Origin of the sequence: Streptomyces sp. NPDC018610 (assembly GCF_044391765.1) — a bacterium.
Taxonomy (GTDB): Bacteria; Actinomycetota; Actinomycetes; order Streptomycetales; family Streptomycetaceae; genus Streptomyces.
The window spans coordinates 264,698-277,494 of the sequence record NZ_JBISAL010000004.1 but is presented as its reverse complement, the minus strand read 5'-3'; the positions used below and the strand labels follow the sequence as shown (position 1 = coordinate 277,494).

The window sequence follows — 12,797 nt, the reverse complement described above, 5'->3', positions numbered from 1 at the left end:
TGGTCCTGGGCCTGGGTGGCGGCTTACCCGCCGTGGTGGTGGGGGCGGGGGCCCGGCCCGCCCCCCCCGGCCCGCACGTTGGGGGGGGGGGGGGGGGGGGGGCCCCCCGCCGCGCCGTCCGTGCTCTGCCGCACGCGCCGGTTCATCTCGCCCACGGTCCTGTCGTAGGCGTCGGGGACGGCGTGGACCGTCATGGACGAGCCGGCCCAGTCGGTGGCGAAGCCGCTCGGTTCGACGACCATGACCCGCACGCCGAACGGTGCGGTCTCCGCGGCCAGCACACGGCTGAAACCGTCGACCGCGAACTTGGCCGCCTGGTAGGAGGCGATGCCCGGCGATCCGCCGACCCGGCCCCCGACCGAGGAGAACTGCACGACGGTGCCCGATCCCTGTCGGCGCAGGGTGGGGAGCACCGCCTTCGTGACGTTGTAGACGCCCCAGAAGTTCGTCTCGAACTGGGCGCGGAAGTCGTCGTCGTCCGCCGTCTCGATGGGCGACACGTTCGCGTAGCCCGCGTTGTTCACGAGGACGTCGATACGTCCGAAGCGTTCGACCGCCGCGTCGACGGCCGCACGGGCCGCCTCGGGGCTGGTGACGTCCAGGGCGACGGGGAGGACACGGTCGCCGTACTCGCCGAACTCCTCCGCCAGTGTCTCGGGGCGGCGGGCCGTGGCGACGACGTGGTCGCCGGCCTCCAGTGCGGCGGCGGCCAGGGCGCGGCCGAGGCCGCGCGACGAACCGGTGATGAACCAGACCTGCGGGTGTTCTGCACTCATAGACTTAGTACAACACCGTTCTCTTATTAGCGCAACACCGTTGCGCTACGGGTTCCTATGATGTCCCTCATGAGTGAGCCGGCTTTTCGACGGGCGCGCAGCGCGGCGGCCAAACAGGCCCGTGAACAGGCGATCCTGGACGCGGCCCGCGCACTCGGCCGCCGCCATGGAGTGAGGGACGTCACCCTCACCGACATCGCGGCGGCCGTGGGCATGCACAAGTCGGCGCTGCTGCGCTATTTCGAGACGAGGGAGCAGATCTTCCTCGAACTGACCGCGGAGGGATGGCGGCAGTGGTCAGCCGACCTGTGCGGCGACCTGGCGGTCCGGGCGCAGGCCAGCCCCGCCGAGGTCGCCGAGGTCGTCACCCGCACGCTGGCGGCGCGCCCCATGTTCTGCGACCTGCTGGCCCAGGCGCCGCTGAACCTGGAGCGGAACGTGTCGATCGATTCGGTGCGGTCGTTCAAGCTGGTGACGCTCGGGGAGGTCGAACGGATCGGCCGGGAGCTGCACCGACTGCTCGGACTGACCGAGCTGCAGGCCGTCGACACGATCGCCACGGCGACGAGCATGGCGGGGGCGCTGTGGCAGATGGCCACCCCGGGGCCGCGTCTGCGGGATCTGTACGCGAGCGACCCCCGGCTGGGCCACGCCGTCGTCGAGGTGGAACCGCGCCTGACCCGCGTCCTCACCGCCTATCTCACCGGGCTCGGCGCGGAGGCCCCGGCGGCCACCTGAGCCCGGCCCCGAGCCGGGCTCCCCCACGACCAGCCCCCGTTCGCCGCAGCGTGCGGCTTCACGGCCGGGCGAACAGACTTTGGATGCAGCGACATCCCCCATCGCGTTCGCCGGTCGTTCAAGCCCGGACGGCAACCTCGTCTGTGCCGGAACACCCCGGCCACTCCTGAGAGTTGCGGGCTCCACCGAGACGATCGGGAACTCGCGGATTCGCGCGGCCGCGTGAACCGCCCAGGGTCGGCGCTCTCTCATGAGCGCCGCCCCCGCGAAGTCGCGGGCCGTCGCCCGTCGCGTCCAGGATTCCACCGCGCTGCCTCGGCGGGAAGCTCGACGCCCCGGCCGGCCGGGGTGTCACGCGACGTCACCCACTCCGGTCCCGACGCCCGCCGGGCACACCACCGCCCGGGGGTACCGACCGGTCGACGCCGAGCTCAGGGTCGGGGCTCCAACACCTCCAGGGCGCCGGTCTCGGTGTCGTAACTGCGCAAGGTGATGAGCCTGACCGACAGCGGCGGCGCCGGCAGCAGCTCAAGCACCCGTCGGCCCGCGAAGGCACCAGGGCGCCGGGTGCGGCCGAGGGTGATGTGCGGGCTCCAGCGCGCGGGCTCGTGGAAGGGGTTGAGGGCCGCGGGCGGACTGTCGGAGGCCACCGCCTCCCACACCCGGCGGTGCAGACCGGCCAGCGCGGAATCGAGCTCCAGCGCCCAGGCCAGCACCGAGGTGGGCCGCTCGAAGCGGACCACGCCGGTGAACCGGACCGGCAACGGCAGGACGGCGGCCACCTCGGCGAGTTCCCAGCGAATCGGGGCGGTCAGCTCCGGGCAGGCGGCCAGGGTGAGGTGCGGGCTGTTGGTCGGTGAGCGGTGGCGCGCCTGACTGGGCAGTCCCGCGTCCGCGAGCCGCCGCCAGGCCTCCCGGACCGCCAACTCCGCCGCCTCGTCCAACAGAAGCTCGACCGTGCGCACCACCGCAGCCTACCGGCGATAATCCGTTTGGCGGACCGCCGGGGCCGCTGCTAGGTTTTCGGGGACCGTGCTGGAGAGCGAGGAGGTGGTACCCGTGAACACAGTTTCGACATGGGTGCTCCCCTCCGGGGTCACGGTCGGGCGATAGGTCGTCCGGGAGCGCCGTTCACGAGCAGCTCCCGAAAGGCACGACCATGCACTTCACTTCTGAACAGCGTCTGGACGACGGTGTGCTCGAGCGTCCGTTCCTCCTCGGCGACATCCCCGGCGTCCTGTGGACGCCCGCGTCCGCTTCCCCGTCCGCACCGGTGCCGCTGATCCTTCTCGGCCACCCCCCGCTCGGGCTCCGCAGGATGTACCCCCGTCTGGCGGGACGGGCCCGGCACGCCGCAGCGGACGGCTTCGCCGCGGCCACCATCGAACTCCCCGGGAGCGGTGACCGGCCCCGTTGGGCCGCCCTGGAACAGGCCCGCGCCGACCTGCGTCGGGCCATGGAGAGCGGTGAGCCCGTCGACGACGAGATCATCGACGCCGTCGTCCTCCCGCTCGTCGAGAAGTCGGTTGCGGAATGGCAGGCCGCGCTGGACGCCCTCCTGTCGCTGCCCGAGATCGGCGGCCCGATCGGCTACTCGGGAGGCGTGATCTCCATCGGCGTCCGGCTCGCGTCGGTGGAGCCGCGCGTCTCGGCCGCCGTTCTGTTCGCCGGGAGTCTCGTGCCGGCCGCCATCCTCGAGGAGGCCCGCCGGGTCACCATTCCGCTCCACGTCCTGCTCCAGTGGGACGACGAGGGGAACGACCGGCAGGCGGCCCTGGACCTGTTCGACGCCTTCGGGTCGAAGGAGAAGTCGCTGCACGCCAACATGGGCGGGCACACCGGTGTCCCGCAGTTCGCGGGAGAGCCCGCGGCCCGGTTCTTCGCCCGGCACCTGAAGTAGGACCAGGCCGTCAGGCCACCGGCGGAGGGCGAGCCGGGCCGGCCGGACGCCGCTCGCCGAAGGCGGTCCGGCGCACCTCCGCCGTTCCTGTCGCGGGCCTCCGCGCTTCGGCGGGGGCCCGCGCGAGTTCGCCGCCGACGTCCTCCACGGGAGCACCCGCCACGACCGGATGCACCGGAACGCGGAGTTCCTCCTGCCTTCCGCGGTGGTGAACACCGGGTGGGCACGGCGACGTGCTCCGCGTCGCGAGGGTCGTCCGAGCGGTGCCGCCGGGCCTTGGCGGGCGGACGCGATGGTCGTTCGAGCGGCACCCCACGGCGCCGCCCGGCACCCGGCCCTCCGGCACCCGGCCCTCCGGCGTCCGACCCGTGCCGGGTCACCGAGTGGCTGACGGCGTCGGTGGCGCGGTCGCCCGGCGCACCGCGGCGGACTTCAGGTCGCGCAGGCGCGCGAGGTCGGCTGTCCGGGAGCCCGCGACCGAGCTCTCGGCATCGGCCTGTGCCTCGGCGACCGCACGGGGCAGGCCGGTCGTCCGCTGGCAGTCGGCGTCCTGCCCGGACAGCTTCAGCTCGTACCCGGCCACGTCGTGCAGTCGCGCCGGCTGGGCCGCGGCTCGCCCGAGCCGCTGCTCGACGGCCCCGCGCGGGTCGTCCGGGGACGCCGCGGTGATGTCCGCCGCCCGCATGCACAGCGCCCACTCGTGCTGGGCGCTCAGATAGCGCGGGTCCTTGCGCACGGCGGTCACCACCTGGTTGGACAGCACCTGGTACGTGTTGAACAGCCGGTCGTAGTCGGCTCCGTACAACGCCTGCCGCGCCCGGGTGACGCACGCGTCGCCGTTGTAGAAGAACTCCACCCCTCCCGGCAGGCGGAGGCGGACCTCATGGCTCTTGGTGCCGAGGAGCGCGTCGCTCCACCGGCGCTCTCGGGCACGGCTCCGGTTGGGGTCGTCGGGAGGTCGTGGGGCCAGCCGTGCGCTGGTGATGCCGTACCCGTCCCGACGGGCCTGGGCGGTGGTCAGCAGGCCGTACGGATTGACGTCCTGCGGGTCGGTGCCGCCGGTCGCGAGCGGCTGCGGCTCGTAGCGCAGTCCGCGCCGTCGCATGCAGTCGGCGACGAGACGCTCCTCGGCGGTGTGCAGGGCTTGCCTCTCCCCCTGGTCGTAGGAGAGGACGCCGTCGAAGGGGCGCGGCAGCGCCGGATCGGGGGTGGTGCCGCCGGAGCGTGCGCAGCCGGCGGCACCGAGGATCCCGAGGAGCAGCGCCGCGAGCGCCGTGCGGGTTCCGTTCGTCATGGCGTGTGCGCGTGAAGGTCAGCGGCACCAGTAGTTGGACGAGATGTGCGGCAGGTTGGAGCCGATGTGCGCCCAGCCGGTGCCGCGGTTGAGCTTGTAGCCGGACCCGGTGCCGTTCTTCCCGGTGTAGACGTTCACGTTGCACTGGGTGCCGTTGTTGTACAGGGATCCTCCCTGGATGTAGTAGAAGTAGCCGTACTGCGTGAGGTTGTCGTTGTCCTCCCAGACCCGCTGCGGCGTGCCGCCGGAGTAGTTGGCGCCGGCGTACGCGCACAGCGCCCCGGAGCTGCAGCCGGAGGGCGCGGCCTGGGCGCCCGGGGCGATGGCCAGCGCGGATCCGACGAGTCCCGCCGTGGCGGCGAGCATGGTGAGGGTGCGCTTGAGCATGTGTTCCCCTTGATCGGTGAGAATTCCGGTGTCGGGCCGCTCGAGGGAACGGTGAACCCCGTCTTCGTGTGACGCGGAAGCCGGCGAGGTGCCGACGCATGAGGGTCTCGACGGCGTGTTCATACGTTCCCCCTGCCTGACGGTGCCGTCGGTGGCCGTCCGCCACCGTCGTGATGCCTGAACGTACGGCCCGACCGGTGCGACTCGCGTCCCGCGCCGGGTTGAACCCCGGGTAGACCGGCGCAGCAGCCGAACGGTTCCTGCAACTTCCGCGGTACCGCCGTGGTTTGCCGCTCCTTGCCGCTCAGCGCGCCGACCGGCCGCCGCACGGTGCTGCGCCACGCCGAGGCGCCGCCCGGTGCGGACGCCGCCGTGTCGGTGGTCTGCGAGCTGCCCCACGCGCCCGGTCGACGCGGAGACACGTCGAGGAGAGCGCGCGCGAGTACGTCACCGGCGGCCGCCGTCGACACCGCGCCGCGGCGGGCCGGTCATCGCGCACGCGCCGGCCTCGTGCACGGGGCGTCTCGCTATCCGGCTCGCTCGGAGGTGTCGTCGGGAGCGTGGTCGGCTGTCGGCACGCCCTGGCGGCGATGGCCCAGAACCGCGTCGCGGCTCGTCGCCTGGTGGTGGAGGACGAGGGACTCGACGCGCCGGACGTCACGGGCGGCGATGGCCTCGAAGAGGGCCTCGTGTTCCAGCGCGACGCCCAGCAGGTCGTCGTGCTGTCCCATGAGCCAGCGCAACCGGCTGCGCAGGGGACGTTCGAGTTCGTTCAGCAGCTCATTGGCGGCCAGGGAGGTGACCGTCTGGTGGAAGTCGGCGGCCGCCCGGCGGGCCCGTACCGCGTCGCCGGCGCGGGCCGCCTCCAACTCGGTGTCGAGGACCGCGCGCAGCTTCTCCAGCCCCGCGCGGGTGTGCCGCTGCGCGGCGAGCCGGAAGGCGAGGGTCTCCAGGGCCGCGCGGACCTCGTCGAGGTCGGCGATGTCGCTGGCGGTGAACTCCCGCACCACCGCCCAGGTCCGCGGCCTCGGCGTCACCAGGCCTTCCGACACCAGGGTCTTCAGGGCCTCGCGGACGGGGAGCCGGCTGACCCCGAGTGCCTCGGCCAGTTCCCGTTCCACCAGGCGGCTGCCCGGCCGGCGCACCCCGTCGAGGATCTCGTCGCGCAGCTGCCGGGTCACACGCTCGGACTCCGGCATGAAGCCCTCTGACGCAGTCATCGCCGTCCTTCTTCTCTGGTCGCGGCCCCCGCGGCACGCCGTTCGCGTCCGTGCGAGGCGGCGGGAGGAACGGCCCGCCAGAATACCCCGCGCCCCGCGAAGCGGGCTGTGGAAGGCGGCCCGCCGACAGGCACGGGCCGAGCGCCCGCGAGGCGGGGCGGGTGCCGGAGAAGCGCCGGCGGGTGCCGGCGAGGCGGGCGCCGTGCGGTGTCAGCCGGTCCGCGGGGGCCAGTTGACGATCCGCTTGGGGCGCGGCGACGCGTAGGTGCGCACCTTCGACGTGGTCAGGCCGAGGCGGACCAGGGACTCGGCCACCGTCACGGCGGCGCTGACCCCGTCGACGACGGGGACGCCGGCGCGTTCCACGACGCGTTCGGCGAGCCCGGCCATGCCGCCGCAGCCCAGGCAGACGACCTCCGCCCGGTCGTCCCGCACCGCGCGCACGGCCTGCTCGGTGATGGCCTCCACGGCGGCCTGCTCGTCCTGTTCCAGCTCCAGTACGGCGAGTCCGCTGGCCCGCACGGAGGCGCAGCGGGCGTACAGTCCGGCCGCCTCCAGGCGTTCCTCGATGAGGGGGACCGTACGGTCGAGGGTGGTGACCACGGAGTACCGGCGGCCGAGGAAGCGGGCGGTGCTCGCGGCGGCCTCGGTGATGTCCACGACCGGCACGTCGAGCAGTTCCTGGAGTCCTTCGCGGCCGTGTTCGCCGTAACCGGCCTGGATCACCGCGTCGAACGGGCCGGGGTGGGCGCGGACGGTCTCCATCACGGCGACGGCGGCCAGGTAGCTCTCGTAGTTGCCCTCGACGGACTCCGCGCCGAAGCGAGGGGTCAGCGGGACGATCTCGGTGTCCGGGGACGCGGCGCCGGCCGCCTGCTTTCCGATGGCGTCGGTGATGGACTGCGTGGTGTTGACGTTGACCACGAGGATGCGCATGGGGGTCTTTCTGCTCGGGCGGTCGGGTTGCTCGGACGCTCGGTCTGCTCCTGCTGCTCGGAGCGGGCTACTCCGCGGCTACGGCGATGGCCTCGCCGTCCACGTCGGCCGGGGTCGTCGTGCGGTCGGCCACGAGGGTGTGGACGGCGGCGGCGAGCAGGGCCCCGATGAACCAGGAGAATCCAGCGGCGGCGTGGAAGAACGGCACGAGGGCGACGACCACGGCGATCGCCGCGCTGGGCAGGAAGGCCGCGACGGCACGCGGGTTGTAGCCGCGGCGGTAGTGGTACTCGGCGTCGGCGGCCTCGGTGTAGAGGTGGGGGACGTTCACGCGGGAACGGCGCAGCAGCCAGTAGTCGGCCATGATCACGCCGAACAGGGGGCCGAGGAGGGCACCGAGTCCGCCGAGGAAGTAATTGACGACGACCGGGCTGTTGTAGAGGTTCCACGGCGTGATCACCAGGCCGATGACCGCGCTGACCAGACCGGCCCTGCGGAAGTCGAGCCGGCGGGGGAAGAGGTTGACCAGCGCGTAGATCGGCGCCACGAAGTTGGCCAGCAGGTTCACCGCCACCGTCAGGGCGATGAGGGCGAGCGAGGCGACGGCCAGCAGTGCCATGGACGGGATGGTGCGGACGATGTCCGTCGGACTGGTGATGACCCGCCCGTCGAGCTTGAACTGGGCCCCGCTGAGGACCGCGACGATGCCGGCGAAGAAGAGCATGTTCAGCGGGATGCCGATGACGTTGCCGCGCACGATGGAGCCGCGGCTCTTGGCGGAGCGGGTGAAGTCGCAGAAGTTCAGCACGAACGTCCCGTAGATCACCACCCACAGCGCGGCGGCCTGGAGGACCTGGAGCCACATGGCGCCGCCGGTGAGCGGTGCGCCGTCGGACAGGGAGACCGAGCCGCCGGCCCGGACGAACATCCATACGGCGAGGGCGCACATGGTGATGAGGGTGGTGGGCGCCGCGAAGGCCATGTAGCGGCGGATCATCTGCATCCCGTAGCTCACGATGAGCACCTGGAGGACCCACAGCGCCAGGAAGGTGAACCATCCGAGCGTCGACTGACCGAGCACGGAATTGTGGTCGAGGCGGTCGAGGGAGGGGAACATCGCCACCAGCAGGGTGCTGAGCACGGCGGAGGCGAGATAGGTCTGGATACCGAACCAGGTGACGGCGACGGCGCCCCGGACGGCGGCGGGGATCTTCGCTCCCTTGATGCCGAAGGCGATCCGGCTCATGACCGGGAAGGGCACGCCGGTCTTGTGCCCCATGAATCCGGAGAGGGTCAGCAGGCCGAAGAGCAGGACCGAGGCGAGCGCGAAGGCGGCCAGGATGCCCCACACGTTCAGCCCGAGGGCGAACAGGCCGATGGCGAAGGCGTAATTGCCGAGACTGTGCACGTCATTGGCCCAGAGAGTGAAGACGTTGTAGGCGCCCCAGCGGCGCCCCTCCCGCTTCGTCGGGGCGAGGTCGTACGTGTAGAGGGCAGGGCTGGTGGCCGGGTCGGCGGTGGTCCCGGCGGAGGAACGACGGTCTTCCAGGGCGGTCATACGGGCTCCTGGGGACGAGGAGGGGGGAGACGGCAAGAGTTCCACTCAACGGAAGCCTGCTTCCGTTGAGATGGGAACGTAGTTATCGCCGATCGGCACCGTCAAGAGACGAGACGAAAAATGGCATCCCATTTTGAAGTGGGTCGGCCCGCCCAGCCGGATACGGCCTCCAGCGGTCGGACAGGCGTGCGCATACCATCGCCGACGCCTGGCCACGATGAATGGCATACCATCTGCGGATGCTGAGCCGGGTACGGTCACGGCTCGTCCGCCAGGATCCGCGATACGCCCCCATGCAAGCGCCCCAGGGGATGCGCCCCGGTGTGTCGGGCGCCGGGGAAGCGTCGCCCGGGGATCGGACCGTCTTCCGGTCTCCCGTCCGGGCGGAGTGGTGGTGACGGCCGATGCGGCGCGATCACCCACGGCCGGGTACGTGCTGCCGTGCCCCTTCCTTCGGCCGGGAGGGACACGGCACTTCCGACGAAGGTGTCAGGCGCGATGGACGGTGACGCCGCCGAGCAGGCCCCAGGCGTCGATCCGGACGGTCGGTCCGCCCGGCTCGCTCGGGCCGTCGTCCTTCACCCCGCCCAGACGCACGCCGTGGACCTCCACCCGCACGTCGCGGCGGACCTTGAGGCTGACGCCACCGATGAGACTCAGCTTGGTGATGCGCAGCTCGGTGCCGTCCGGGATGTCGATGTCCGTCAGATCGACGTCGGCGCCGCCGATGAGGGAGGCGGTGACCGTCCGTTCGTGGAGGGTGGTTCCCTCGAGGCGGTGGCCGCCGATCAGGCTCACCTTGAGATCGGTCTTCTGCGGGTTCTCCCCGTCGCTCTTCGTCATGGGAAGTACCGTACGCACGGGCCCACTTGACCGGCAGTGCCTGGTGTCCGGCATCGCGTGTGACAAGTGTCAGGGCGTCGTTCCGGGCGCGGGAGCACCAGAGCCGGCGTCCCGTCCGCGTTTCCGCGCGCGGCGGCCTCCCGCCCCGGCCGGATCCGCGAGCGATGCGAGGGCGCGGTGACGCTGGTACGGCGACCCGGCGGCCGACCGGGAGAGCCGTCCCGAGCCCGCGTCCGCCGAGGCGCTGATCCAGGACCCGTCGTCCGGAGCAGGCCTGGCGTCCTGCTCAATGGCGCACCGCCGAGGAGGACGGCTGCCTCACGGAGGCGGTGGCGCTGCCCAGGAGCCGCAGCGCCGCGTCCGACGGCGAGCCGGGCTCCGCCGTGTAGGCGATGAGGCGCTGCCCCGAGGTACCCGGGATGACGAGACTCTCGAAACCGAGCTCCAGCGCACCGACCATCGGGTGGCGCAGGTGTTTGACCCCCGAGGTGCACGTACGCACCGGGTGCCGGGCCCAGCGGGTAGCGAACTCATCACTGTTCATGGTGAGTTGGCCGACGAGCTCGGCGAGCGCGCGATCGTCGGGGTGCCGGCCGGCAACCAGTCTCAGGGCGGCCACGGCGAGCTGGGCCTGGTCGTCCCAGTCCGCGTACAACGCCCGGTACCGCTCGTCCAGGAACAGCATCCGCGTCAGGTTGGGCCGTGTGGCGGGTGTGTCGGGGCTCTCCCACGCCAGGTGCCCGGCGAGCAGACCGTGGCCCAGCCTGTTCCATGCGAGGACGTCGTTGCGCCGGTCCATGACGACGGCCGGCACGTCGGTCATGGCCGCCAGGAGCTGTCGGGTGGAGGCACTGGCGTGTGCCGGCCTGGGTGCCGCGGGACGCGACGCCGCGGTGGGCCGGGCGAGGTGCCTCAGGTGGGACGTCTCGTCCTCGGTGAGGCGCAGGGTGCGCGCGATCGCCTCCAGCAGGCCCTCCGAGACGCTGGTGACGCGGCCCTGTTCGAGACGCGTGTAGTGCGTGATGCTGACGTTGGCGAGCGTCGCCAGCTCCTCGCGGCGCAGCCCGGGGACGCGGCGGCGGGTCGGGTGCGGTGTGATGCCGACGTCCTCGGGACGCAGCGCCGCACGGCGCGATTTGAGGAACTCTCCAAGTTCGGACGTGGCGTCCAAGTCGTGCCTCCCGATACAGGTGGACCGCGACCGTCCATGGCCACTGACGTCCCATGATGCCCGCCGGTCCGGGAGGCCGGTAGTGATGAGGGTGGTGCTGTCATGACCACCCTCGCGCCGGCTGCGCAAGGCTGCGTCCTGGCTGGGGACCCCGGGACGGACGAGCCTCTTTTCCGTGACCGCGCGTGACGCGGCAGATCACCGCGTCGCGTGTCACGGACCATGAGGAGAGGAACTCGACGTCATGTCTGTAACCGATACGGAGGCGACCGGACGCGCGCCCGGCGGCGGCGCCGGGCCTGAACCGGCCGTGCTCACCCGCAGGCTCCGGCTCGTCCTGGTGCTTCTTCTGACCACGCAGTTCATGCTGGCGGTGGACTTCGCCATCCTGAACGTGGCACTGCCGGTGATCGGCCGGGGCCTTGGCTTCCCGCTGGCGCACCTGCAGTGGATCGGCACCTCGTTCGCGCTGTGCGCGGCGGGCTTCACCCTGCTCTTCGGCCGGGTGGCGGACCTGTTCGGCCGCCGCCGGCTGTTCCTCGGCGGCCTCGTCGTCCTGGGTGTGTCCTCGCTCGTCGGCGGGCTGGCGCAGAGCCCGGGGATGTTGATCGTGGCCCGGGTCTGCCAGGGCCTGGCCACCGCCGCCGTGACTCCCGCCGCGCTGTCGCTGATGACCACCTCCTTCCCGGAGGGCCCGCTGCGGCGAAAGGCGCTCGGCCTCAACGGGGCCCTGATGTCCAGCGGGTTCACCACCGGCGCCGTCCTCGGAGGCGTGCTGACCGACCTGTTGTCGTGGCGCTGGGCGTTCTTCATCAACGTGCCGGTCGCCCTGGCCGTGCTGGTCATCGCCCCGCGGGTCATCGAGGAGTCCCGCCCCGAGAAGCGTCCCGAGCTGGACGTGCCCGGCGCCGTCAGTGTCACGCTCGGTCTGCTGGCCGTCGTCTTCGGGCTCACCCAGGCCGGCGAACAGGGCTGGAGCTCTCCGGGCGCCCTGCTGTCGCTCGTGGCGGGCGTCGTGCTGCTGGTGGTGTTCTACTTCGTCGAGCGCAAGGTCGCCGCGCCGCTGGTGCCGCTCGGCGTCCTCGGCAAGCGGTCGGTGGCCTGGGGCAACGTCGCCGGTCTGTTCGCCTTCGCCACCTTCACGTCCCTCGTCTTCCCGCTGACCCTCTACCTGCAGGACGTCCTCGGCTTCTCCGCGTTGGTGGCCGGCCTGTCCCTCGGCTTCCTCGGCCTCGGCACGGTCACCGGCGGTGTGACGGCGTCGAGGGTCATCGGACGGTTCGGCACGAGGACGACGCTGCTCCTCGGCGGCTCCCTGCAGGCCGTGTTCACCGCGGCTCTGGTCTGCCTCGGCGCCGACCGCTCGTGGATGTGGCTGATGCTGTTCGCCGGCTTCGCGGGCGGGATCGGCAACATGCTCGCCATCGTCGGGTTCATGGTCACCGCCACCTCGGGCCTCGCCGACCACGAGCAGGGTCTGGCCACCGGCCTCGCCACCATGACCCAGCAGGTCGGCATCACGCTGGGCACACCCGTCATGAGCGCCGCCGCCACCACCGCCATGACCGGCAGCGGCGCCGTCGCCGTCCTCGGCGGCCTGAAGGGCGCGATCGGGGTGAACGCCGCCCTCGTCCTCCTCGGCGTCCTCAGCAGCGCGCTGTTCCTGCGCGACGACCGGCCGGCCGCGCTCCGCGCTTCGCGAAGGAGCGGTCACGGGCGGTCTGCGCGCAGGAAGGGCGGGGGACGATTCCGGCCTGTGGCCTAGTGCCGCAACAGGCGACGTTCGCCCCGTCGCGACGCCCGGCACGCCTCCCCCAAGCTCTTCGAGCAGGGGGGACCCCCACTCGCCGCACCGGCCGAAAGCCCGAGTACGTCCAGTACGAGGGCTTCCGGCCGGCACGGCGAGAGCACGCACCGGGCGCCGCTCCTCGACGGGCAAACGTTGCCTGCCGCGGCACTAGCCGTCGCGGACCC

At 72.1% G+C, this 12,797-nt stretch carries 12 protein-coding genes; 3 read left to right on the top strand and 9 right to left on the bottom strand.

Annotation, left to right across the window (positions count from 1 at the left end; all coding sequences use genetic code 11):
• Nucleotides 1-23 precede the first annotated feature (23 nt).
• Complete coding sequence (locus ACH5A8_RS13115) at nt 24-776, bottom strand: SDR family NAD(P)-dependent oxidoreductase (protein WP_399001117.1); 753 nt, start codon at nt 774-776, stop codon at nt 24-26.
• 69 nt (nt 777-845) lie between these two features.
• Here ACH5A8_RS13115 and ACH5A8_RS13110 point away from each other — a divergent pair, with 69 nt between their 5' ends.
• On the top strand, nt 846-1,514 hold the full coding sequence (locus ACH5A8_RS13110; RefSeq protein ID WP_399001115.1) for a TetR/AcrR family transcriptional regulator: 669 nt from the start codon (nt 846-848) through the stop codon (nt 1,512-1,514).
• Between the two features lie 431 nt (nt 1,515-1,945).
• On the opposite strand, the gene ACH5A8_RS13105 is transcribed toward ACH5A8_RS13110, so the two are convergent.
• Nucleotides 1,946-2,479, bottom strand: coding sequence for a 2'-5' RNA ligase family protein (locus ACH5A8_RS13105; RefSeq protein ID WP_399001113.1), 534 nt, complete (start codon nt 2,477-2,479; stop codon nt 1,946-1,948).
• A gap of 194 nt (nt 2,480-2,673) precedes the next feature.
• On the opposite strand from ACH5A8_RS13105, the gene ACH5A8_RS13100 reads away from it, so the two are divergent.
• Complete coding sequence (locus ACH5A8_RS13100; RefSeq protein ID WP_399001111.1) at nt 2,674-3,414, top strand: alpha/beta hydrolase; 741 nt, start codon at nt 2,674-2,676, stop codon at nt 3,412-3,414.
• Between the two features lie 376 nt (nt 3,415-3,790).
• Here ACH5A8_RS13100 and ACH5A8_RS13095 read toward each other — a convergent pair whose 3' ends face one another.
• From ACH5A8_RS13095 to ACH5A8_RS13065, 7 genes are all read right to left on the bottom strand, one after another.
• Complete coding sequence (locus ACH5A8_RS13095) at nt 3,791-4,708, bottom strand: hypothetical protein (RefSeq protein ID WP_399001109.1); 918 nt, start codon at nt 4,706-4,708, stop codon at nt 3,791-3,793.
• A gap of 18 nt (nt 4,709-4,726) precedes the next feature.
• Nucleotides 4,727-5,095: a peptidase inhibitor family I36 protein gene (locus ACH5A8_RS13090; protein WP_399001106.1), complete on the bottom strand. Its 369-nt coding sequence runs from the start codon at nt 5,093-5,095 to the stop codon at nt 4,727-4,729.
• A 527-nt stretch (nt 5,096-5,622) separates the two neighbouring features.
• A complete protein-coding gene (locus tag ACH5A8_RS13085) occupies nt 5,623-6,315 on the bottom strand; it encodes a GntR family transcriptional regulator (RefSeq protein WP_399001104.1) in 693 nt (230 codons plus the stop codon).
• Nucleotides 6,316-6,525: 210 nt separating this feature from the next.
• Nucleotides 6,526-7,251 (bottom strand): aspartate/glutamate racemase family protein, encoded by a 726-nt coding sequence (locus ACH5A8_RS13080; RefSeq protein ID WP_399001102.1) that lies wholly within the window; start codon nt 7,249-7,251, stop codon nt 6,526-6,528.
• 67 nt (nt 7,252-7,318) lie between these two features.
• Complete coding sequence (locus ACH5A8_RS13075; protein WP_399001101.1) at nt 7,319-8,809, bottom strand: NCS1 family nucleobase:cation symporter-1; 1,491 nt, start codon at nt 8,807-8,809, stop codon at nt 7,319-7,321.
• 489 nt (nt 8,810-9,298) lie between these two features.
• A complete protein-coding gene (locus ACH5A8_RS13070) occupies nt 9,299-9,652 on the bottom strand; it encodes a hypothetical protein (protein WP_399001099.1) in 354 nt (117 codons plus the stop codon).
• Between the two features lie 286 nt (nt 9,653-9,938).
• The gene (locus ACH5A8_RS13065) at nt 9,939-10,823 is read right to left on the bottom strand and encodes a helix-turn-helix transcriptional regulator (RefSeq protein WP_399001097.1); all 885 of its coding nucleotides are present in this window, start codon (nt 10,821-10,823) and stop codon (nt 9,939-9,941) included.
• 244 nt (nt 10,824-11,067) lie between these two features.
• Between ACH5A8_RS13065 and ACH5A8_RS13060 the strand changes: the two genes are divergently transcribed.
• The gene (locus ACH5A8_RS13060; protein WP_399001096.1) at nt 11,068-12,588 is read left to right on the top strand and encodes an MFS transporter; all 1,521 of its coding nucleotides are present in this window, start codon (nt 11,068-11,070) and stop codon (nt 12,586-12,588) included.
• The last annotated feature ends 209 nt before the right edge of the window (nt 12,589-12,797 follow it).

Coding starts and splice junctions, on each gene's coding strand:
- ACH5A8_RS13115 (WP_399001117.1), bottom strand. CDS start 776: ATGAGTGCAGAACACCCGCAGGTCTGGTTCATCACCGGTTCGTCGCGC.
- ACH5A8_RS13110 (WP_399001115.1), top strand. CDS start 846: ATGAGTGAGCCGGCTTTTCGACGGGCGCGCAGCGCGGCGGCCAAACAG.
- ACH5A8_RS13100 (WP_399001111.1), top strand. CDS start 2,674: ATGCACTTCACTTCTGAACAGCGTCTGGACGACGGTGTGCTCGAGCGT.
- ACH5A8_RS13095 (WP_399001109.1), bottom strand. CDS start 4,708: ATGACGAACGGAACCCGCACGGCGCTCGCGGCGCTGCTCCTCGGGATC.
- ACH5A8_RS13090 (WP_399001106.1), bottom strand. CDS start 5,095: ATGCTCAAGCGCACCCTCACCATGCTCGCCGCCACGGCGGGACTCGTC.
- ACH5A8_RS13085 (WP_399001104.1), bottom strand. CDS start 6,315: ATGACTGCGTCAGAGGGCTTCATGCCGGAGTCCGAGCGTGTGACCCGG.
- ACH5A8_RS13080 (WP_399001102.1), bottom strand. CDS start 7,251: ATGCGCATCCTCGTGGTCAACGTCAACACCACGCAGTCCATCACCGAC.
- ACH5A8_RS13075 (WP_399001101.1), bottom strand. CDS start 8,809: ATGACCGCCCTGGAAGACCGTCGTTCCTCCGCCGGGACCACCGCCGAC.
- ACH5A8_RS13070 (WP_399001099.1), bottom strand. CDS start 9,652: ATGACGAAGAGCGACGGGGAGAACCCGCAGAAGACCGATCTCAAGGTG.
- ACH5A8_RS13060 (WP_399001096.1), top strand. CDS start 11,068: ATGTCTGTAACCGATACGGAGGCGACCGGACGCGCGCCCGGCGGCGGC.